Origin of the sequence: Ruegeria alba, assembly GCF_022321465.1 — a bacterium.
GTDB lineage: Bacteria > Pseudomonadota > Alphaproteobacteria > Rhodobacterales > Rhodobacteraceae > Ruegeria_B > Ruegeria_B alba.
The window spans coordinates 65,575-86,823 of the sequence record NZ_JAKOEM010000019.1; the positions used below are offsets into that span (position 1 = coordinate 65,575).

Here is a 21,249-nt window from a genome sequence, read left to right on the forward strand (position 1 = left end):
GGGAGACGGAGGGGGCGCGCCCCGGATGTCGGACCACATCAATAGCATCTGCCGGATCGCGTTCCGGTGGAGTTGAAAAGGAGAAGGCCAATGGCCAAGAAACTGATCGGCACGCTGAAGCTTCAGGTGCCCGCAGGCAAGGCGAACCCGTCGCCGCCAGTTGGTCCGGCGCTGGGTCAGCGCGGCATCAACATCATGGAATTCTGCAAGGCGTTCAATGCCAAGACCGCAGACATGGAAGTGGGCGCACCCTGCCCGACCGTGATTTCCTATTATCAGGACAAGTCCTTTACCATGGACATCAAGACGCCGCCCGCGTCCTATTTCCTGAAGAAAGCCGCCAAGATCCAGTCGGGTTCCAAGACCCCCTCGCGCGCGACCGCCGGCACCGTCACCGTTGCCCAGGTCCGCGAGATCGCCGAAGCGAAGATGAAGGATCTGAACGCCAACGATATCGACGGCGCAATGCAGATCATCCTGGGCTCTGCCCGGTCCATGGGCATCGAGGTGAAGTAAGATGGCAAAGCTTGGAAAACGCACCCGCGCTGCCCGCGAAGCCTTTGCCGGCAAGGAAGAACTGTCGGTCGAAGAAGCCGTTGCGCTGGTCAAGTCGGCCGCCTCGGCCAAGTTCGACGAGACCGTCGAAATCGCGATGAACCTGGGTGTTGACCCGCGTCACGCCGACCAGATGGTCCGCGGCGTTGTCGGCCTGCCCAACGGCACCGGCAAGACCGTGCGCGTCGCCGTGTTCGCCCGTGGCCCCAAGGCTGAAGAAGCCCAAGCCGCAGGCGCGGATATCGTCGGTGCCGAGGACCTGATGGAAACCATCCAGTCAGGCAAGATCGAGTTCGACCGCTGCATCGCGACCCCGGACATGATGCCGGTTGTCGGTCGTCTGGGTAAAATCCTGGGCCCGCGCAACCTGATGCCGAACCCCAAGGTCGGCACCGTGACCATGGATGTCGCCCAGGCCGTGCAGAACGCCAAGGGCGGTGAAGTTCAGTTCAAGGTCGAAAAAGCCGGCGTCATCCATGCCGGTGTCGGCAAGGTGTCGTTCGACGAGGCCAAACTGGTCGAAAACGTCCGCGCCTTTGTGGATGCTGTGGCCAAGGCCAAGCCGGCAGGTGCCAAGGGCACCTACCTGAAAAAGATCGCGATCAGCTCGACCATGGGTCCGGGCGTGTCGGTTGACGTGGCGAGCGCCTCGGGCAACTAAGCGGTCAGACTGGCGGTTCTGGCCGCCAGATACAGACAAGGGAACCCGGCCTGTTTCTCGCAGTGCCGGGTTTTCTTTTTCCGGTTCAGCCCGCCCGCCCCAGCAAGCTGCGTTTCCACCGCCCCAGCAGGATGCGCGCGCGCCGATGCAGGGGGGGGCGTTTCTCCATGTAGAACCGAGCCCGGGCGCCCATGAAATCATCCTGATACCCCTTCAGAAAGGGGGCGATGCCCCGGCCTGCCTGAAAGGCTGCGCGCACCTCAGCCATGCGCGGTCCCCATTCCTGGCAATGAAACACACGCAGGTCGGGACGATTGATCAGGCGCAGACCAAAGGCCCCGGTTTCCGAGCAGTAGAGTTCCACCGCCGCTTCGGAGCCAAACCGGCCAAAGGCATCGGCGCCGCTTTCCTGGGCCTGCTGTGCCTCGCGCCACACTTGTGCAGGCAGGATCGCGAAGCAGTTGCTGAACCGTTGCGTTCGCATCAGGCCCGTTTCGGACACGGATGTGTCGGCGCGAAACGGCAGGGTCGAGCCTGTCAGGAAAAGGGCACCATGGCGGGCCATTGCTTCCATTGCCTCGGCTTGCCAGGGTAGATTGGACTGGCGATAGGGCAGGGTGTCGAGCCGTACGATACAAGCTAGATCGTCACCGATCAGATTGAATTGCTGCCACAAGAGGCCGGTTTCGTTCTCGGTCGTCTCGGCGGGATCGGTTTGGCCCGCAATCACCAATTCGGCGCCAAACGCGCCTGCGAGGTCGGTCAAATCCTTGGCGATGGCCGGGTCCTGGCCGATATGTACGACAAGGCGATCCGGCAGCTGGTCGAAAAACCCCATCCAGTCGCGCAGTATAGTGCAATGCGTCGGTTGCAGGACAAAGGTCAGAAGTGAGAAACCGTTTGCTTCGGTCATCGGCCTCCGCCCTTTGCGTTGCGCTGCCTTGGGCGGGGCTGCCCGTTGCGTGACGGGATGCTAGCAACGGCCTTTGCCGGGGTCAACGCGCGCCAGGCCCGCTTTGACTTGCCGCCGGGCGGCGGTATAGGCTACGCGGCGGAAAAGAGCGGCATATCAACGAGGCAGGCAGTGATGAACGATCGGAACGCGGCATGACGGTGCCTTGGCATGTTGGCGCCATTCTGAACGAAACCCTGGCCGATACACTCCGCTTCGCCGCCTGGTATCTTGAGGCCGGCGCTGAGGCGGTGACCCTGCTGTTCGACAATCCGCAAGACCCGGCGATCGCGATCCTCGACGGGCATCCGCGCCTTACCTGTGTGCCGTGTACGCCCGAATTCTGGGCGGATCTAGGGCTGACCCCCGAAACCCGGTTCACAAAGCGGCAGAACGTGGCGCTAACCTGGGTCTATCGGCGGCAGGCCGATGGATGGTTGCTGAATGTCGACGCCGACGAGTTCATGTGGGCGCCCGGGGAGGGTATCGGGGCATTCCTGGCCGCGCAACCGGCCGAAGCCGAGGCAATTCGGGTCGAGACCGCCGAGATCGTGGCGGCGCCCGACGGGGCTGCGGGCCCGGTCTATCGCCTGCCGATGGAGCGCGACGCCGCGCGCCGGGTCTATGGCGACAGCGCGGCGTTGTTCGGGCCTCGGCGCAAGGGGCTGATCGGCCATCCGCAAGGTAAATCCTTCATCCGTTGTGGGCTGAAGGATGTGGTCCTGCGTCAGCATTGGGCGCAGCGGCAACGTGGCGCCGAGATGGCCGAAACCTTTGTGCCGGTGCGCGTGGGCACAGCAGCGCTTCTGCATCACATCGGGCTCGACTACGACATCTGGCGGGCCAAGCTCGACTGGCGGCTGGTGTCGAGCGGCTTTACCGTACCTCTGACCGAGCGAATCCGGGCGCTGTTGGTGGAACCCGACGCCGAGAGCCGTCTGCAGGCGCTGCACAGCGATCTGCATGCGGTCGATCCGGAGCGTCTAGACCGGTTGCGGGCCGAAGGTGCCTGCCTGGAGTCGCGGGTCGATGTGGACGGGGTCGCGGCCCGGGTCTTTGGCGCGACGTTTGCCACCGCCTGACCCCGCGCGAACGGTCGTTTTACCCCTTGGAAACCCCGCCGCTCTGGCCTAAGAGGAGGGGCGAAGTAAAGCGTGCGATTCGTCGTGCGCTTTATTTTGTTTCGTCCAAGACGGTGGGTGGCTGCATCCGTAGCCTTAATTTCCTGCCTGAGACGGGTAAAGACCAAAGAGATCGGGGGCTCGACCCTCGGGCGATTATTTGGCTCCACCCCGTAAAACGGACATGAACGCCGGGTGCGAGCCCGGCAAATATGAGCCGGGATGTTCACCATCCCAAATTTGGAGAGAACTGTGGATAGAGCCCAGAAAGAGAAAGTGGTCGAGGAACTCGGCCAGATCTTCGAAAGCTCTGGCGTCGTGGTGGTTGCTCACTACGCCGGTCTGACAGTTGCCGAGATGCAGGACCTGCGCGCGCGTGCACGCGAAGCGGGTGGGTCTGTGCGTGTTGCCAAGAACAGGCTCGCCAAAATCGCCCTTGAGGGTAAGCCGTGTGCAAACATGGCCGACCTGCTGACGGGTATGACCGTTCTGACCTATTCCGAGGACCCCGTGGCAGCAGCCAAGGTGGCCGAGGGCTTCGCCAAGGATAACAAGAAATTTGAGATCCTCGGCGGTGCAATGGGCGAGAACGCTCTGGACCGTGCCGGCGTCGAAGCCGTGTCGAAAATGCCGTCGCGTGAAGAGCTCATTGCTCAGATCGTGTCCTGCATTGGCGCACCTGCTTCGAACATCGCTGGCGCGATTGGCGCACCTGCAAGCAATATCGCTGGCATCCTTTCCACCATCATCGAGAAGGCGGAAGCTGCGTAAGCGGTTGGCACTGAATGATCTGCGTGGGGCATATGCCCTGACGTTGGAACACACACTGTAAACGGAAAGAGCTGATAAAATGGCTGATCTGAAAGCACTCGCAGAAAGCATCGTGGGTCTGACCCTGCTGGAAGCACAGGAACTGAAAACCATCCTGAAGGATGAATACGGCATTGAGCCCGCAGCTGGCGGCGCCGTGATGATGGCAGCGGCAGGCGGCGACGCCGGCGCAGCGGCCGAAGAAGAAAAGACCGAATTCGACGTCGTTCTGAAGAACGCCGGCGCTTCGAAAATCAACGTGATCAAAGAAGTTCGCGGCATCACCGGTCTGGGCCTGAAAGAAGCCAAGGACCTGGTCGAAGCCGGCGGCAAGATCAAAGAAGGCGTTGCCAAGGCAGAAGCCGAAGAGATCAAGGCAAAGCTGGAAGCAGCTGGCGCCGAGGTCGAGCTGGCCTAAGGCCGATCGGTCAGGAGCCGTTTTCCGACACGGAAAACGGGCCGGAATTTTTGCAAAATTCCGGTTGCGCTCCGAAACTACGAGGCTGGACCCGGGGAATCCGGGCCCAGCCGAACCTGTCTTAGAAAGGACCCTTGCGGCAGGGTGTTTTCTAAGGCGCGGTTCACGGATCGGGAGGCCGCCACTCGGGACGGTGGCCATGAATTGATCCGAAACGCTCCGTCTCGAATGGTCAAGGCGCCGGGGCCCGGCGGTGCCCTTGACCGGTGAGAAACTGAAAGGTGACATCTGACATGGCTCAAACGTTCCTTGGCCAGAAACGTCTTCGCAAATATTACGGCAAAATCCGCGAAGTGCTGGAGATGCCGAACCTCATCGAGGTCCAGAAATCCTCCTACGACCTGTTCCTGAACTCCGGCGACGCGCCTCAGCCGCTGGATGGCGAAGGCATCATGGGCGTGTTCCAGTCGGTCTTCCCGATCAAGGATTTCAACGAAACCAGCGTGCTGGAATTCGTGAAATACGAGCTGGAAAAGCCGAAATACGATGTCGAGGAGTGCATGCAGCGCGACATGACCTACAGCGCCCCGCTGAAGGTCACGCTGCGTCTGATCGTGTTCGATGTGGACGAGGACACCGGTGCCAAATCCGTCAAGGATATCAAGGAGCAGGACGTGTTCATGGGCGACATGCCCCTGATGACGCCCAACGGCACCTTCATCGTGAACGGCACCGAGCGCGTGATCGTGTCCCAGATGCACCGTTCGCCCGGTGTGTTCTTCGACCATGACAAGGGCAAGACCCACTCTTCGGGCAAGCTGCTCTTTGCCTGCCGCATCATCCCGTATCGCGGCTCGTGGCTGGATTTCGAATTCGACGCCAAGGACATCGTCTTTGCCCGTATCGACCGTCGCCGCAAACTGCCGGTGACGACCCTGCTCTATGCGCTGGGCCTGGATCAGGAAGGCATCATGGATGCCTATTTCAAGACCGTCTCCTATCGTCTGGAGAAGAAGCGCGGTTGGGTCACTCCGTTCTTCCCCGAGCGTGTGCGCGGCACCCGTCCGACCTATGACCTGATCGACGCCGCCTCGGGCGAAGTGATCGCCGAAGCCGGCAAGAAGGTCACCCCGCGCGCAGTGAAGAAGCTGATCGAAGAAGGCAACGTGACCGATCTGCTGGTCCCGTTCGACCATATCGTCGGCAAGTTCGCGGCCAAGGACATCATCAACGAGGAGACCGGCGCGATCTATGTCGAGGCCGGCGACGAGCTGACGCTGGAATATGACAAGGATGGCGATCTGATCGGCGGCACTGTCAAGGAGCTGATCGACAACGGTATCACCGACATTCCGGTGCTGGACATCGACAACATCAATGTCGGTCCCTACATCCGCAACACCATGGCGCAGGACAAGAACATGAACCGGGAAACCGCGCTCATGGACATCTACCGCGTCATGCGTCCGGGCGAGCCGCCCACCGTCGAGGCCGCTTCGGCCCTGTTCGACACCCTGTTCTTTGACAGCGAGCGTTATGATCTCTCTGCCGTGGGCCGGGTCAAGATGAACATGCGTCTCGATCTGGATGCCGCCGATACCCAGCGCACCCTGCGCCGCGAAGACATCATCGCCTGTATCAAGGCGCTGGTGGAGCTGCGCGACGGCAAGGGCGACGTGGACGACATCGACCACCTCGGCAACCGCCGGGTGCGCTCGGTTGGCGAGTTGATGGAGAACCAGTACCGCGTGGGTCTGCTGCGTATGGAACGCGCGATCAAGGAGCGCATGTCCTCGGTCGAGATCGACACCGTGATGCCGCAGGACCTGATCAACGCCAAGCCTGCCGCTGCCGCCGTGCGCGAGTTCTTCGGCTCCTCGCAGCTCAGCCAGTTCATGGACCAGACCAACCCGCTGTCGGAAGTGACCCACAAGCGCCGCCTGTCGGCGCTTGGGCCGGGCGGTCTGACCCGCGAGCGTGCCGGTTTCGAGGTGCGCGACGTGCACCCGACCCACTATGGCCGGATGTGCCCGATTGAGACGCCCGAAGGTCCGAACATCGGTCTGATCAACTCGCTGGCCACCTTTGCCCGCGTGAACAAATACGGCTTCATCGAGACTCCCTATCGCGTAGTCAAGGACGGGCAGGTCACCGATGAGGTGCACTATATGTCCGCGACCGAGGAAATGCGCCACACCGTGGCGCAGGCCAACGCCACCCTGGACGAGAATGGCAAGTTCGTGAACGAGCTGGTCAACACCCGCCAGGCGGGTGACTATACGCTGGCCCCGATGGAAAGTGTCGACCTGATCGACGTGTCGCCGAAACAGCTGGTTTCGGTCGCAGCCTCGCTCATTCCGTTCCTCGAAAACGACGACGCCAACCGCGCTCTGATGGGCTCGAACATGCAGCGTCAGGCGGTTCCGCTTCTGCGGGCCGAGGCGCCGCTGGTCGGCACCGGGATCGAGGAAAAGGTCGCCATCGACTCGGGCGCGGCCATTCAGGCCAAGCGTGCGGGCATCATCGACCAGATCGACGCGCAGCGGATCGTGATCCGCGCCACCGAGGATCTGGAACTGGGCGATGCGGGCGTCGACATCTACCGCATGCGCAAGTTCCAGCGCTCGAACCAGAACACCTGTATCAACCAGCGTCCGCTGGTGAAGGTGGGTCAGCAGGTCTCCAAGGGCGAGGTCATCGCCGACGGTCCGTCGACCGACATGGGCGAACTGGCTCTGGGCAAGAACGTGGTCGTCGCCTTCATGCCGTGGAACGGCTACAACTACGAGGACTCGATCCTGATCTCGGAACGCATCGCGCGTGACGACGTCTTTACCTCGATCCATATCGAGGAATTCGAAGTTGCCGCCCGCGACACCAAGCTGGGGCCGGAAGAGATCACCCGCGACATCCCGAACGTCGGCGAGGAGGCGCTGCGCAACCTCGACGAGGCGGGTATCGTCTATATCGGTGCCGAGGTGCAGCCGGGCGACATTCTGGTGGGCAAGATCACGCCCAAGGGCGAAAGCCCGATGACCCCGGAAGAAAAGCTGCTGCGCGCCATCTTCGGCGAAAAGGCCAGCGATGTGCGCGACACCTCGCTGCGCGTCAAGCCGGGCGATTACGGCACCGTGGTCGAGGTGCGCGTGTTCAACCGCCACGGCGTCGACAAGGACGAGCGTGCGCTGCAGATCGAGCGCGAGGAAGTCGAGCGTCTGGCCCGTGACCGGGACGACGAGCTGGCGATCCTCGACCGCAACATCTATGCGCGTCTGAAGTCGCTGATCCTGGGCAAGACAGCGGTCAAGGGCCCCAAGGGCATCAAGCCGGGTTCCGAGATCACCGAAGAGCTGCTGGAAACCCTGACCCGCGGTCAATGGTGGATGCTGGCGCTGGAAGGTGAGCAGGATGCCCAGATCGTCGAGGCGCTGAACGAGCAGTACGAACTGCAAAAGCGCGCCCTGGATGCCCGTTTCGAAGACAAGGTCGAAAAGGTGCGTCGCGGCGACGATCTGCCCCCGGGCGTGATGAAGATGGTCAAGGTGTTCATCGCGGTGAAGCGCAAGCTGCAGCCGGGCGACAAGATGGCCGGCCGTCACGGCAACAAGGGTGTGATTTCGAAAGTGGTGCCGATGGAGGACATGCCGTTCCTCGCCGACGGGACCCCGGTCGATTTCTGCCTCAACCCGCTGGGTGTGCCGTCGCGGATGAACGTCGGTCAGATCCTCGAAACCCATATGGGCTGGGCCGCGCGCGGTCTGGGCCTGAATGTGGACGAGGCGCTGCAGGAATATCGCCGTTCGGGCGACCTGACCCCGGTGCGGGACGCGATGAAGCACGCCTATGGCGAGGATGTCTATGCCGAGGGCATCTCGGGCATGGATGAGGACACGCTGGTCGAGGCGGCAGGCAACGTCACCCGTGGCGTGCCGATCGCGACGCCCGTCTTCGACGGTGCAAAAGAGGCAGATGTGAACGACGCGCTGGCACGCGCCGGTTTCGATACCTCGGGCCAGTCGGTTCTGTTCGACGGACGTACCGGCGAACAGTTCGCGCGCCCGGTGACCGTGGGTATCAAGTATCTGCTCAAGCTGCACCACCTGGTCGACGACAAGATCCACGCACGTTCCACCGGCCCCTACAGCCTGGTTACCCAGCAGCCGCTGGGCGGCAAGGCGCAGTTCGGCGGTCAGCGTTTCGGGGAGATGGAGGTCTGGGCTCTGGAAGCTTATGGCGCCGCCTATACCCTGCAGGAAATGCTGACGGTGAAGTCGGACGACGTGGCCGGCCGGACCAAGGTCTACGAGTCGATCGTCAAGGGCGAGGACAATTTCGAGGCGGGTATTCCCGAGAGCTTCAATGTTCTGGTGAAAGAAGTCCGCGGCCTCGGCCTGAACATGGAACTCCTGGATGCGGAGGTGGAGGACTGAGAATTTTCGTCGAAAATTCTCGACCCCACATTTTTCGTCGAAAAATGTGGGGCCTCCCCCCATCATCCGCACGAATTTGAGGTACACAAATGAACCAGGAACTGACCAACAACCCGTTCAATCCGCTGACACCGCCCAAGGTGTTTGACGAGATCAAGGTCTCTCTGGCATCGCCCGAGCGGATCCTCTCGTGGTCCTATGGCGAGATCAAAAAGCCCGAGACCATCAACTATCGCACGTTCAAGCCCGAGCGTGACGGCCTGTTCTGCGCCCGTATCTTTGGCCCGATCAAGGATTACGAATGCCTGTGCGGCAAGTACAAGCGCATGAAATATCGCGGCGTCGTCTGCGAGAAATGCGGTGTCGAGGTGACGCTGCAAAAGGTGCGCCGCGAACGCATGGGCCATATCGAACTGGCCGCGCCCGTTGCGCATATCTGGTTCCTGAAATCGCTGCCCAGCCGCATCGGCCTGATGCTGGACATGACGCTGCGCGATCTGGAACGCATCCTCTATTTTGAGAACTACGTGGTCACCGAGCCGGGCCTGACCGATCTCACCTACGGTCAGCTGATGACCGAAGAAGAGTTCATGGATGCCCAGGACCAGTATGGCATGGACGCCTTCACCGCCAATATCGGTGCCGAGGCGATCCGTGAGATGCTATCCCAGATCGACCTCGAAGCCGAAGCCGAACAGCTGCGTGCCGATCTGGCCGAGGCCACCGGCGAACTGAAGCCCAAGAAGATCATCAAGCGGCTCAAGGTGGTCGAGAGCTTCCTGGAATCCGGCAACCGCCCGGAATGGATGGTGCTGACTGTCATCCCCGTCATCCCGCCGGAACTGCGCCCGCTGGTGCCGCTGGATGGTGGCCGCTTTGCGACCTCGGATCTGAACGATCTGTATCGCCGCGTCATCAACCGGAACAACCGTCTGAAGCGCCTGATCGAGTTGCGCGCGCCCGATATCATCGTGCGCAACGAAAAGCGGATGCTGCAGGAATCGGTTGACGCTCTGTTCGACAATGGCCGCCGCGGACGCGTGATCACCGGTGCCAACAAGCGCCCGCTGAAATCGCTGTCTGACATGCTCAAGGGCAAGCAGGGCCGCTTCCGCCAGAACCTTTTGGGGAAACGGGTCGACTTCTCGGGCCGTTCGGTCATCGTGACCGGCCCCGAACTCAAGCTGCACCAGTGCGGGTTGCCCAAGAAGATGGCGCTCGAACTGTTCAAGCCCTTCATCTATTCGCGGCTCGAGGCCAAGGGCCTGTCGAGCACCGTGAAACAGGCGAAGAAACTGGTCGAAAAGGAGCGCCCCGAAGTTTGGGATATCCTCGACGAGGTGATCCGCGAGCATCCGGTTCTGCTGAACCGCGCGCCCACGCTGCACCGTCTGGGCATCCAGGCGTTCGAGCCGATCCTGATCGAAGGCAAGGCCATTCAGCTGCATCCGCTTGTCTGTTCGGCCTTCAACGCCGACTTTGACGGTGACCAGATGGCCGTGCACGTGCCGCTGAGCCTTGAGGCCCAGTTGGAAGCTCGCGTGCTGATGATGTCGACGAACAACGTTCTGTCGCCCGCCAACGGCGCACCGATCATCGTTCCCTCGCAGGACATGATCCTGGGTCTCTACTATCTGACCCTGGAACGCGAAGGCATGGTCGGCGAAGGCAAGATCTTTGGCTCGATCGACGAGGTTCAGCACGCGCTGGACGCGGGCGAGGTGCATCTGCACACCAAGATCACGGCGCGCATCGCGCAGATCGACGACGAGGGCAACGAGGTGCTCAAGCGCTTCGAGACCACTCCGGGTCGTGTGCGCCTGGGCGCGCTGCTGCCGATGAACAACAAGGCCCCGTTCGAACTGGTCAACCGTCTGCTGCGCAAGAAAGAGGTGCAGCAGGTGATCGACACCGTCTACCGCTATTGCGGCCAGAAGGAGTCGGTGATCTTCTGCGACCAGATCATGACCATGGGCTTCCGCGAGGCGTTCAAGGCCGGGATTTCCTTTGGCAAGGACGACATGGTGATCCCCGACGACAAGTGGGGCATCGTGGACGAGACCCGCGATCAGGTGAAGGATTTCGAACAGCAGTACATGGACGGCCTGATCACTCAGGGTGAAAAGTACAACAAGGTTGTCGATGCCTGGTCGAAATGTAACGACCGCGTCACCGAGGCGATGATGAACACCATCTCGGCCTCGGCGCGTGACGAGAACGGTGCCGAAAAGGAACCGAACTCGGTTTACATGATGGCCCACTCGGGCGCGCGTGGCTCGGTTACGCAGATGAAACAGCTGGGCGGCATGCGCGGCCTGATGGCCAAGCCGAACGGCGACATCATCGAGACGCCGATCATCTCGAACTTCAAGGAAGGTCTGACCGTTCTTGAATACTTCAACTCGACCCACGGCGCCCGTAAGGGTCTGTCGGACACCGCTCTGAAAACCGCGAACTCGGGTTACCTGACACGCCGTCTGGTGGACGTGGCGCAAGACTGCATCGTGCGCGAGCATGACTGCGGCACCGATCGCGGCGTGACCGCCGAAGCAGCGGTCAACGACGGTGAAGTCGTTGCCTCGCTGGCCGAGCGCGTGCTGGGCCGTGTCGCGGCCGACGACATCCTGCGTCCGGGCACCGAAGAAGTGCTGGTGGCTGCCGGTCAACTGATCGACGAGCGGATGGCCGATGCCATTCACGAGGCCGGTGTTCAGACCGCCCGCGTGCGCTCGCCGCTGACCTGTGAGAGCGAGGAGGGCGTCTGCGCCATGTGCTATGGTCGTGACCTGGCGCGCGGCACCATGGTGAACCAGGGCGAGGCCGTTGGCATCATCGCGGCACAGTCGATTGGTGAACCGGGCACCCAGCTGACCATGCGGACCTTCCACATCGGCGGCGTGGCCCAGGGTGGCCAGCAGTCGTTCCAGGAAGCCAACCAGGACGGCACCATCGCGTTCGAGAACCCGCAGCTTCTGGTCAATGCCGCAGGTGAAAGCCTGGTCATGGGCCGTAACATGAAGCTGTTGATCAAGGACGCGCAGGGCGAGGAACGCGCGAGCTTCAAGCTGGGCTATGGTTCCAAGCTGTTCGTCAAGGACGGTGCCCAGATCAAGCGCGGCGACAAGCTGTTCGAATGGGATCCCTATACCCTGCCGATCATCGCCGAGAAGGCCGGTACCGCCAAATATGTCGACCTGGTTTCGGGCATCGCTGTCCGCGACGAGACCGACGAGGCCACCGGCATGACCCAGAAGATCGTGATCGACTGGCGGGCCGCGCCCAAGGGCAGCGATCTCAAGCCCGAGATCATCCTGGTGGACAGCGATGGCGAACCGGTCCGCAACGACGCGGGCAACCCGGTTCACTATCCGATGTCGGTGGACGCGATCCTGTCGGTCGAGGACGGTCAGGTCATCGAGGCCGGCGACGTCATCGCCCGTATCCCGCGCGAAGGCGCCAAGACCAAGGACATCACCGGGGGTCTGCCCCGCGTGGCGGAACTGTTCGAGGCCCGTCGTCCCAAGGATCACGCGATCATCGCCGAGATCGACGGGTATGTCCGCTTTGGCCGCGACTACAAGAACAAGCGTCGCATCTCGATCGAGCCGTCGAACGAGGCCATGGAACCCGTCGAATACATGGTGCCCAAGGGCAAGCACATCCCGGTGCAGGAAGGCGACTTCGTGCAGAAGGGTGACTATATCATGGACGGCAACCCGGCGCCGCACGACATCCTGTCGATCCTGGGTGTCGAGGCTCTGGCCAACTACATGGTGAAAGAGGTGCAGGAGGTCTATCGTCTGCAAGGCGTGAAGATCAACGACAAGCACATCGAAGTCATCGTGCGCCAGATGCTGCAGAAGTGGGAGATCTCTGACTCGGGTGACACCACGCTGCTCAAGGGCGAACATGTCGACAAGCAGGAATTCGACGCGGCCAACGAAAAGACCATCGCCCGCGGCGGTCGTCCGGCCTCGGGCGAGCCGATCCTGCTGGGGATCACCAAGGCCTCGTTGCAGACCCGCTCCTTCATCTCGGCGGCCTCCTTCCAGGAGACCACCCGCGTGCTGACCGAAGCCTCGGTCCAGGGCAAGAAGGACAAGCTGGTCGGCCTCAAGGAAAACGTGATCGTCGGTCGTCTGATCCCGGCAGGGACCGGTGGCGCGACGCAGCAGATGCGTCACATCGCAACCCAGCGCGACAACGTGGTCATCGCCGCGCGTCGCGAAGAGGCCGAAGCCGCCGCCGCGCTGGCCGCACCGATCATGGATGCGGATATCGTGGACGACGATTTCGACACGCTGGTGGACACGCCGGAAAGCCGCGATTGATCCAATCGCATGTGAACGAGAAAAACCCCCGTGCCGCGCACGGGGGTTTTTCTTTGTGTGACCTGGCGTAGAATGGGCGGCGCAGGAGGTGTGACATGCCCGAACCCATGCTCCGGGATTTACCCGGCTTTGGCCCCCGGTTGCGCCGTTTGCGGCGGGCGCGGTCGATGAAACAGGCGGCGCTGGCCGAGGCGCTGGATACCAGCCAAGCCACCGTTTCGCGTTGGGAGGCGGGGACGCAGCTGCCAGACGGGGCAACCCGCCGCCGCGCGCTGGAGTTGTTGACACGGGATGTCTGCGACGATGCGGTGCTGCGTCGACTGGTCGAGCATTCATCGGACTGCCTGCATCTGGTGGATGAGGCCAATCATGTCTGTCTGGCCTATTCCCCGTCCCGCGCGCGGCAATGGCGGCAATCGCAGCGGGCCCTGCTGGGACAATCACTCTGGCCTTATGCCACGGTCGAGATCCAGGCCGCCGAGGCGGCTCTGGACGGATCGGACTGGTGGGAGAGCCAGACGCCGAACCCCCGGCTGTTCCATACCAGCCGCCGGGTTTACGACGCGCTGACCGTGGTCGAGGGCGGTCTCTTGTGGGAGCGGCTCTATCTTTCCGACGGCACGCCGGTCCGGCTCTGCTCGCAGGCGCAAAGCCCGCATAATTAATACGTGGCGCGTGATGCCCTGGCGGGGTATCGCGGGATCATGCGCCCGAAACTGACCTTGCCCCCCTTGCCCCTGATCCTGCTGCTTTGGCTGGCAGGGCTGGGTGCTGCGGGGCAATTTGCCAAGATCGCGGTACCCTTTGACTTGGTCAGGCAACTCTATCCCGATGCGGGCGCGGGGCAGGGCTGGCTGCTCTCGGTGATCAGCCTCTTTGGTATTCTCTTTGGCATGGTGGCGGGCCTTCTGACCGCGCGTTACGGCTGTCGCCGGTTGCTGGTGGCGGGTCTTGCCCTGGGCGCGCTCATGTCGCTGTGGCAGGCCACACAGCCCGCATTTGCACTGATGCTGGCCAGCCGCATGATCGAGGGGCTTTCCCATCTGGCCATCGTAGTGGCCGCACCCACCCTGATTGCGCAGATTGCCCCCGAGCCGCTGCGCAACTTTGCCATGACCTTGTGGAGTACCTTTTTTGGCGTCGCCTTTGCGCTGGTCGCCTGGATCGGCCTGCCCTGGGCGCAGACGCATGGGGTGGCGGGCCTGTTCCTGTGCCACGGGGGCGCGATGGTGATGCTGGCGGTTGCGGTCTGGAGACTGCTGCCTGCCGACGAGACCGCCGACGACGCGGAAAACAGCCTGCGCCCGCGTGACCTGCTTGCCCGGCACCTCTCGGCCTATGGTTCGCCGCGCATTGCCGCGCCGGCGGCGGGCTGGCTGTTCTATACGCTGACCTTCGTTTCGCTGGTGGCGATCCTGCCGCCGCTATTGCCGGAAAATCTGCGGGCGACCATCGTGGGCGTGATGCCCTTGACCAGTATTGCGGTGGCGCTGTTGGTGGTGACCCCGCTGTTGCGACACTGGCCGGCTACTGGCGTTGCGATCGCGGGCTTTGGCCTGTCGGCGCTGGTGCTGTCGGGGTTCTGGCTGGGGGTGGCCACGCCGGTTCTGTGCGTGGCGCTCTTTGCGACACTGGGCCTGGTCCAGGGGGCGAGCTTTGCCGCGATTCCCGCGCTCAACACCTCGGCCCAGGATCGGGCGCTGGCGAATGGGGCGCTGGCGCAGATGGGCAATCTGGGCAACACGCTGGGCACACCGCTGCTGTTGCTGGTGCTGGCCGCTTGGGGAACCGGAGCGTTGCTGGCGGCGGTGATCCTGATCTATCTGGCGGGTATCTCACTGCATCTCTGGTTATGGTGGCGCCGCCGACGCGAATAGGCGCGGGCCCGAAATGTGGCGACTTGCCATTTCGTTCTGGCCTCGCCAGAAATGAAACGCAGCCAGTGCGCGGCCTCGGAGACCGGTACCGGCCTATTCCATTTGGCGAGGCCAGGTTATGTCACCCAATATGCGCGGCGCGCTTCTGATGATGGCGAGCATGGCGGCATTCACCTGCAACGACACGGTTGTGAAACTGCTGGGCGCCGAGATGCCGCTGTTCCAGATTCTGGTCCTGCGCAGCGGTTTGTCGGCGGTCTGGATCTATTTCATGGCGCGGCATCTCGGGGCGCTCCACCTGCGGTTTGGGCGCCGCGACAGGATGCTGGTGGCATTGCGCTGCCTGTCCGAGATCGGCGCCACCTACTTCTTTCTTACCGCGCTGCTGAACATGCCGCTGGCGAATGTGACAGCGGTGCTGCAAATGTTGCCGCTGACCGTGACACTGGGGGCGGCGCTGTTTTTTGGCGAACAGGTTGGATGGCGGCGGATGCTGGCGATCGGTCTTGGTTTTTGTGGCATGCTGCTGATCGTGCGACCGGGGCCAGACGGGTTCACGCTTCATGCGATCTATGCGATGGCGGCGGTGATCTGCGTCACCGCGCGTGACCTGGTAACGCGGCGGATGTCGTCGCAGGTGCCTTCGCTGACGGTCACGCTGGCCACGGCCGTGTCGGTGATGTGCTTCGGGCTCGTAGGGTCGCTGACAGTGGATTGGATTCCCTTGAGAACGGACCTGTCCCTGGGACTGCTGGCGGCCTCGCTGCTGGTTCTGGGCGGTTATCTGTTCAGCGTGATGGTGATGCGGATCGGTGAGGTCGGCTTTGTCGCGCCGTTTCGCTATTCGAGCCTGATCTGGGCGCTGGTTCTGGGGTGGCTCGTCTTTGGCGACTGGCCCGATCCGCTGACCATGGCCGGGGTGGCGCTGGTGGTGGCGACTGGGCTGTTTACCCTGTTCCGCGAACGGGCGTCACGGCGGCGGAGCTGAGAAGATCTCGCGCACGCGGGCATTGTCGATATTGAAGCGGGCCTTGAAATAAGCCTCTTCATCCGCATCGAGGGGTTGATAGCGGAACTGTTTGGCACCCGGCTTGGCGCGGGAATCGTTAAAGTCGTTATGGCCGCGCAGCATCATGTCCTCGCCGGGGACCGTGATCGTGGGCATGACGGTCCATAGTTTGTGATGACCGAAATGCATGATGCCCTCACGATGACCGGGGGCAACGATCACCCCAAGCGCGATGGCGCTGTAGGCGAACTGGAACGGGCTGACCTCGATCCCGCGTTGGACACAGCGAAACACGTAGCCGGTATTGAAATCGACCGCCACCGCCGGGTGTTTGCGCCAGAGCGCTTCGGTATCTGCGGCGACCTCGCGATAGCGGGCGACGAAATCGCGGGCCATGCCGTCATCGTCATCCAACCGGAATTGCAGGCAGGGCGCATCGATGTCGTGGCGGTGATCGTCGAGCGCCTGCGCCATGGCAGTACGGTGGCGCAGCGGCGGATAGGCGCTGATCCGGACCTGCGGGACGTCCCGCACCAGACCCTCCAGCCGGGCCCGGTAGCTGTCGGGAAAGCACTCGCCGATCACCACCAGAAACTTGAAATCCGGGTCGGTCTGTCCCGCGACCGAGGGCAGGGTGATCGCCTCGAACTGGCGGAACCGGTCCTCCATCCGGGCAGGCGCATAGAGATAGGCGCGCCGTTCGTCCAGCGTTTCGTGCATCACCTTGAACCCGCCATGGCCAAGATAGCTGAACCGGCAAAGACCCAGAACCTGCATGCTCAGCCCCCCGAAAAGACGCGTTTGACGTGATCCTCGCGGATCGCGAAGCGGGCGGCAAATTCCGCTTTCTGATCTTCGGTCAACGGTTCGACCGGCACCGGTTTGACCTTTTTCTGGCGCGAGTCGTTAAACCCGTTGTGACTGCGGACCCACATGGGCGCATCGGTTACGCTGATGACAGGCATAAAGCGCCCGATCTTCTCATGCGCGAAGTTCATGATCGTCAGCTTGCAGCCGCCTTTCACATACATTCCCAGCGAAGCGACATAGAGGTTGCGCACCGTTTCGGTGGCGGCAATCCCGTCGGCGCCAAGTTCGGCCACGTAACCCCTATTGAAATCGACGGCCACGGTACGGTTCGTGGTCACAAGGCCGCTGCAGTCGTTCAGCGTGCGGCGGAACCGTTCGATGAAATCGACCGAAACGGCATCATCGTCATCATAACGGAATTGCAGGCAGGGCTTGGATGGGTCTGTGCGGGCGCTGTTCAGCAGCTTTTTCATCAACTCGCGTTGCGGACGCGGCGGTTCGACCACGATCCGAACCTGCGGCATGTTCGAGGTCAGGTCGTGCAGCCGGTCGCCATGCCGCTTTGGCAGGGTGTCGCCGATCACTACGATCAGCTCGAAATTCTGATCCGTCTGCTCTCGCAAACAGGGCAGTGCGACGGTTTCCAGAAGCTGAAACCGTTCCTCCAGCCGATCTTCGGCATAGAGATAGGAGATACGCTCCTCGATGGTCTCGTGTTCGACCTGGAACCCGCCGATCGCAGGGTAAGAGAACCGGCACAGGCCGATGGCCTGCATGTCTCTGCTGTCCATGAAAAAAACCTTCTCGACACTGCGTCGCGACTTTGGCAGGGTGCTACAGCCTTGGCAACCGGGGTGGGCTGTTGACACTCTGGCCGACTCCCCCTATTACGCCCGCTATCTCGGAAACCGTGGGTCGCCCCACGACCGATTTCAAATAGACGTGGTCAAGGTCCGGACACCTTTATCGTCCCGATCCTCTGATAACCAACCGCGACGTTCACCTCGGAATGGGAACGCTCGCGGGTTTTGCGCTTGCATATGATGCAGGTGCGCCAAACTAAGCCGCACGCAGCGCGCGTGCATGACATGTGTGTTGCAAAACGGGGAAAAGACCGGAATGCCAACGATCCAACAGCTGATCCGCAAGCCGCGGCAGCCGAAAGTAAAACGCTCGAAGTCCCAGCACTTGGAACAGTGCCCGCAGAAGCGCGGCGTCTGCACCCGGGTCTACACCACCACTCCGAAGAAACCGAACTCGGCAATGCGTAAAGTTGCCAAGGTCCGCCTGACCAACGGTTACGAAGTGATCTCCTACATCCCCGGTGAAAGCCACAACCTGCAAGAGCACTCGGTTGTTCTGATCCGTGGCGGCCGTGTAAAAGACCTTCCCGGCGTGCGTTACCACATCCTGCGCGGTGTTCTGGATACCCAGGGCGTCAAAGACCGTAAGCAGCGTCGTTCGAAATACGGCGCGAAGCGTCCCAAATAAGAAGGAGAGGCCGAGATGTCCCGTCGTCACGCCGCAGAAAAACGCGAAGTCCTGCCCGACGCCAAATTTGGCGACAAGGTTCTGACCAAGTTCATGAACAACCTGATGATCGACGGCAAGAAGTCGGTCGCAGAGCGCATCGTTTACAACGCCTTCGATCGCGTTGAGAACAAGATCAAGCGCGCCCCCGTCGAAGTGTTCCACGAAGCACTCGACAACATCAAACCCTCGGTCGAGGTCCGCTCGCGCCGTGTGGGTGGTGCCACCTATCAGGTTCCGGTCGAAGTGCGCCCCGAGCGCCGCGAAGCGCTGGCCATCCGCTGGCTGATCGCCGCCGCGCGCAACCGCAACGAAAACACCATGGAAGAACGCCTCGCCGGCGAGCTGCTGGACGCTGTCCAGTCGCGCGGAACCGCCGTGAAGAAGCGCGAAGACACCCACAAGATGGCCGAGGCGAACAAAGCCTTCAGCCATTACCGCTGGTAATTCTAGAGGCTCAGACCAATGGCACGCGAATATCCGCTGAACCTGTACCGGAACTTCGGTATCATGGCTCACATCGACGCAGGCAAAACGACCTGCTCGGAACGTATCCTGTATTACACCGGCAAATCCCACAACATTGGTGAGGTGCATGACGGCGCCGCCACCATGGACTGGATGGAGCAGGAGCAGGAACGCGGCATCACCATCACCTCGGCTGCGACCACCACCTTCTGGGAGCGCACCGAGGACGGCCAGACCGCCGACACCCCCAAGCACCGCCTGAACATCATCGACACCCCCGGCCACGTTGACTTCACCATCGAAGTCGAGCGTTCGCTGGCCGTGCTCGACGGTGCTGTCTGCGTGCTCGACGCCAACGCCGGTGTCGAACCCCAGACCGAAACCGTGTGGCGTCAGGCTGACCGCTACAAGGTGCCGCGCATGGTGTTCGTCAACAAGATGGACAAGATCGGCGCCGACTTCTTCAACTGCGTGCGCATGATCGAAGATCGCACCGGCGCCCGCGCGGTTCCGGTCGGTATCCCGATCGGCGCGGAAAACGAGCTGGAAGGCCTGGTTGACCTGGTCACCATGGAAGAATGGCTGTGGCAGGGCGAAGACCTCGGCGCAAGCTGGGTCAAGGCCCCGATCCGCGACAGCCTGAAGGACATGGCTGACGAATGGCGCGGCAAGATGATCGAAGCGGCCGTCGAAGAAGACGACGACGCGATGATGGCCTATCTCGAAGGCGAAGAGCCTGACGTGCCGACCCTGCGCAAACTGCTGCGCAAGGGCACGCTGGCGCTGCACTTCGTGCCGGTTCTGGGTGGCTCCGCATTCAAGAACAAGGGTGTTCAGCCGCTGCTCAACGCCGTGATCGACTATCTGCCCAGTCCGCTGGACGTTGTCGACTACATGGGCTTCAAGCCCGGCGACGAGGAAGAAGTGCGGAACATCGCGCGCCGCGCCGATGACAACATGGCCTTCTCGGGCCTGGCGTTCAAAATCATGAACGACCCGTTTGTCGGCTCGCTGACCTTTACTCGCGTTTACTCGGGCGTCCTGAAAAAGGGCGACACCATGCTGAACTCGACCAAGGGCAAGAAAGAGCGCGTTGGTCGGATGATGATGATGCACTCGAACAACCGCGAGGAAATCGATGAAGCCTTTGCAGGCGACATCATCGCGCTGGCGGGTCTGAAGGACACCACCACCGGTGACACGCTTTGCGACGCCAAGGATCCGGTGGTTCTGGAAACCATGACCTTCCCCGATCCGGTGATCGAGATCGCGGTTGAGCCCAAGACCAAGGGCGACCAGGAAAAGATGTCCCAGGGTCTGGCCCGTCTGGCCGCCGAAGACCCGTCCTTCCGCGTGGAAACCGACCTGGAATCGGGTCAGACCATCATGAAGGGCATGGGCGAACTTCACCTGGACATCCTGGTGGACCGTCTCAAGCGCGAGTTCAAGGTCGAGGCCAACATCGGTGCGCCGCAGGTGGCTTATCGCGAGACCATCTCGAAAGAGGTCGAGCATACCTACACCCACAAGAAACAGTCGGGTGGTTCGGGTCAGTTCGCCGAGGTCAAGCTGGTCATCACCCCGACCGAGCCGGGCGAAGGTTACTCCTTCGAGAGCCGGATCGTCGGCGGTGCCGTGCCCAAGGAATACATTCCGGGTGTGGAAAAGGGCATCAAGTCCGTCATGGATAGCGGTCCGCTGGCCGGTTTCCCCGTGATCGACTTCAAGGTCGCCCTGATCGACGGTAAGTTCCACGACGTTGACTCCAGCGTTCTGGCCTTCGAAATCGCGGCCCGCATGGGTATGCGCGAAGGTATGAAGAAAGCCGGCGCCAAGCTGCTGGAACCGATCATGAAGGTCGAGGTGATCACGCCCGAGGAATACACTGGTGGCATCATCGGTGACCTGACGTCGCGTCGGGGTCAGGTGTCCGGGCAGGAAAGCCGTGGCAACGCGATCGCGATCAACGCCTTCGTGCCGCTGGCCAACATGTTCGGCTACATCAACACCCTGCGTTCGATGTCGTCGGGCCGTGCCCAGTTCACCATGCTGTTCGACCACTACGATCCGGTCCCGCAGAACATCTCGGACGAGATCCAGGCGAAATACGCGTAATCGGTGGTGCGTGGGAAACCACGCACCCTGTCAACCCTTAGGGTGCGTGCCTGCACGTACCGGCAAGAGAAAAAAGGAGCTTTGCAATGGCAAAGGAAAAGTTTGAGCGTAATAAACCGCACGTCAACATTGGCACGATCGGCCACGTTGACCACGGCAAGA

At 61.9% G+C, this 21,249-nt stretch carries 16 protein-coding genes; 13 read left to right on the forward strand and 3 right to left on the reverse strand.

Annotation, left to right across the window (positions count from 1 at the left end; all coding sequences use genetic code 11):
- Positions 1 to 90 precede the first annotated feature (90 nt).
- Together rplK and rplA are read left to right on the forward strand one after the other, a co-directional pair.
- The gene (gene rplK, locus MB818_RS17465; protein WP_234138795.1) at positions 91 to 516 is read left to right on the forward strand and encodes a 50S ribosomal protein L11; all 426 of its coding nucleotides are present in this window, start codon (positions 91 to 93) and stop codon (positions 514 to 516) included.
- 1 nt (position 517) lies between these two features.
- Positions 518 to 1,216, forward strand: coding sequence for a 50S ribosomal protein L1 (rplA, locus tag MB818_RS17470; protein ID WP_234138796.1), 699 nt, complete (start codon positions 518 to 520; stop codon positions 1,214 to 1,216).
- A gap of 85 nt (positions 1,217 to 1,301) precedes the next feature.
- On the opposite strand, the gene MB818_RS17475 is transcribed toward rplA, so the two are convergent.
- Positions 1,302 to 2,129, reverse strand: coding sequence for a hypothetical protein (locus MB818_RS17475; protein WP_238905875.1), 828 nt, complete (start codon positions 2,127 to 2,129; stop codon positions 1,302 to 1,304).
- 194 nt (positions 2,130 to 2,323) lie between these two features.
- On the opposite strand from MB818_RS17475, the gene MB818_RS17480 reads away from it, so the two are divergent.
- The 8 genes from MB818_RS17480 to MB818_RS17515 all read left to right on the forward strand — a co-directional run bounded on the left by MB818_RS17480 (position 2,324) and on the right by MB818_RS17515 (position 16,143).
- Positions 2,324 to 3,250 (forward strand): glycosyltransferase family 2 protein, encoded by a 927-nt coding sequence (locus tag MB818_RS17480; RefSeq protein ID WP_234167632.1) that lies wholly within the window; start codon positions 2,324 to 2,326, stop codon positions 3,248 to 3,250.
- Between the two features lie 291 nt (positions 3,251 to 3,541).
- On the forward strand, positions 3,542 to 4,060 hold the full coding sequence (gene rplJ / locus MB818_RS17485; RefSeq protein WP_234138817.1) for a 50S ribosomal protein L10: 519 nt from the start codon (positions 3,542 to 3,544) through the stop codon (positions 4,058 to 4,060).
- A 79-nt stretch (positions 4,061 to 4,139) separates the two neighbouring features.
- Positions 4,140 to 4,517, forward strand: coding sequence for a 50S ribosomal protein L7/L12 (gene rplL, locus MB818_RS17490; protein ID WP_234138799.1), 378 nt, complete (start codon positions 4,140 to 4,142; stop codon positions 4,515 to 4,517).
- Between the two features lie 293 nt (positions 4,518 to 4,810).
- Positions 4,811 to 8,947 (forward strand): DNA-directed RNA polymerase subunit beta, encoded by a 4,137-nt coding sequence (gene rpoB / locus MB818_RS17495; protein WP_238905876.1) that lies wholly within the window; start codon positions 4,811 to 4,813, stop codon positions 8,945 to 8,947.
- 89 nt (positions 8,948 to 9,036) lie between these two features.
- Positions 9,037 to 13,278, forward strand: coding sequence for a DNA-directed RNA polymerase subunit beta' (gene rpoC, locus MB818_RS17500; RefSeq protein ID WP_234138801.1), 4,242 nt, complete (start codon positions 9,037 to 9,039; stop codon positions 13,276 to 13,278).
- 95 nt (positions 13,279 to 13,373) lie between these two features.
- Positions 13,374 to 13,943, forward strand: a complete 570-nt coding sequence (locus MB818_RS17505) for a helix-turn-helix domain-containing protein (RefSeq protein ID WP_234167628.1) — start codon at positions 13,374 to 13,376, stop codon at positions 13,941 to 13,943.
- A gap of 3 nt (positions 13,944 to 13,946) precedes the next feature.
- Positions 13,947 to 15,155 carry an MFS transporter gene (locus MB818_RS17510; RefSeq protein WP_238905877.1) on the forward strand — a complete coding sequence of 403 codons (1,209 nt, stop codon included), beginning with the start codon at positions 13,947 to 13,949 and terminating at the stop codon, positions 15,153 to 15,155.
- Positions 15,156 to 15,273: 118 nt separating this feature from the next.
- Positions 15,274 to 16,143 (forward strand): DMT family transporter, encoded by an 870-nt coding sequence (locus MB818_RS17515; protein ID WP_234144477.1) that lies wholly within the window; start codon positions 15,274 to 15,276, stop codon positions 16,141 to 16,143.
- Here the strand turns inward: MB818_RS17515 and MB818_RS17520 are convergent.
- Both MB818_RS17520 and MB818_RS17525 read right to left on the reverse strand, forming a co-directional pair.
- The gene (locus MB818_RS17520) at positions 16,126 to 16,941 is read right to left on the reverse strand and encodes a putative rhamnosyl transferase (RefSeq protein ID WP_238905879.1); all 816 of its coding nucleotides are present in this window, start codon (positions 16,939 to 16,941) and stop codon (positions 16,126 to 16,128) included. The two genes, MB818_RS17515 and MB818_RS17520, sit on opposite strands and share 18 nt — an antisense overlap.
- A 2-nt stretch (positions 16,942 to 16,943) precedes the next feature.
- The gene (locus MB818_RS17525) at positions 16,944 to 17,750 is read right to left on the reverse strand and encodes a putative rhamnosyl transferase (RefSeq protein WP_234138818.1); all 807 of its coding nucleotides are present in this window, start codon (positions 17,748 to 17,750) and stop codon (positions 16,944 to 16,946) included.
- Between the two features lie 343 nt (positions 17,751 to 18,093).
- On the opposite strand from MB818_RS17525, the gene rpsL reads away from it, so the two are divergent.
- From rpsL to fusA, 3 genes are read left to right on the forward strand one after another with little or no spacing between them, the layout of a single operon-like run.
- A complete protein-coding gene (gene rpsL / locus MB818_RS17530; RefSeq protein WP_005862801.1) occupies positions 18,094 to 18,465 on the forward strand; it encodes a 30S ribosomal protein S12 in 372 nt (123 codons plus the stop codon).
- Positions 18,466 to 18,480: 15 nt separating this feature from the next.
- Positions 18,481 to 18,951, forward strand: coding sequence for a 30S ribosomal protein S7 (rpsG, locus tag MB818_RS17535; protein ID WP_011049181.1), 471 nt, complete (start codon positions 18,481 to 18,483; stop codon positions 18,949 to 18,951).
- A gap of 18 nt (positions 18,952 to 18,969) precedes the next feature.
- Positions 18,970 to 21,087, forward strand: a complete 2,118-nt coding sequence (fusA, locus tag MB818_RS17540; protein ID WP_234138806.1) for an elongation factor G — start codon at positions 18,970 to 18,972, stop codon at positions 21,085 to 21,087.
- The last annotated feature ends 162 nt before the right edge of the window (positions 21,088 to 21,249 follow it).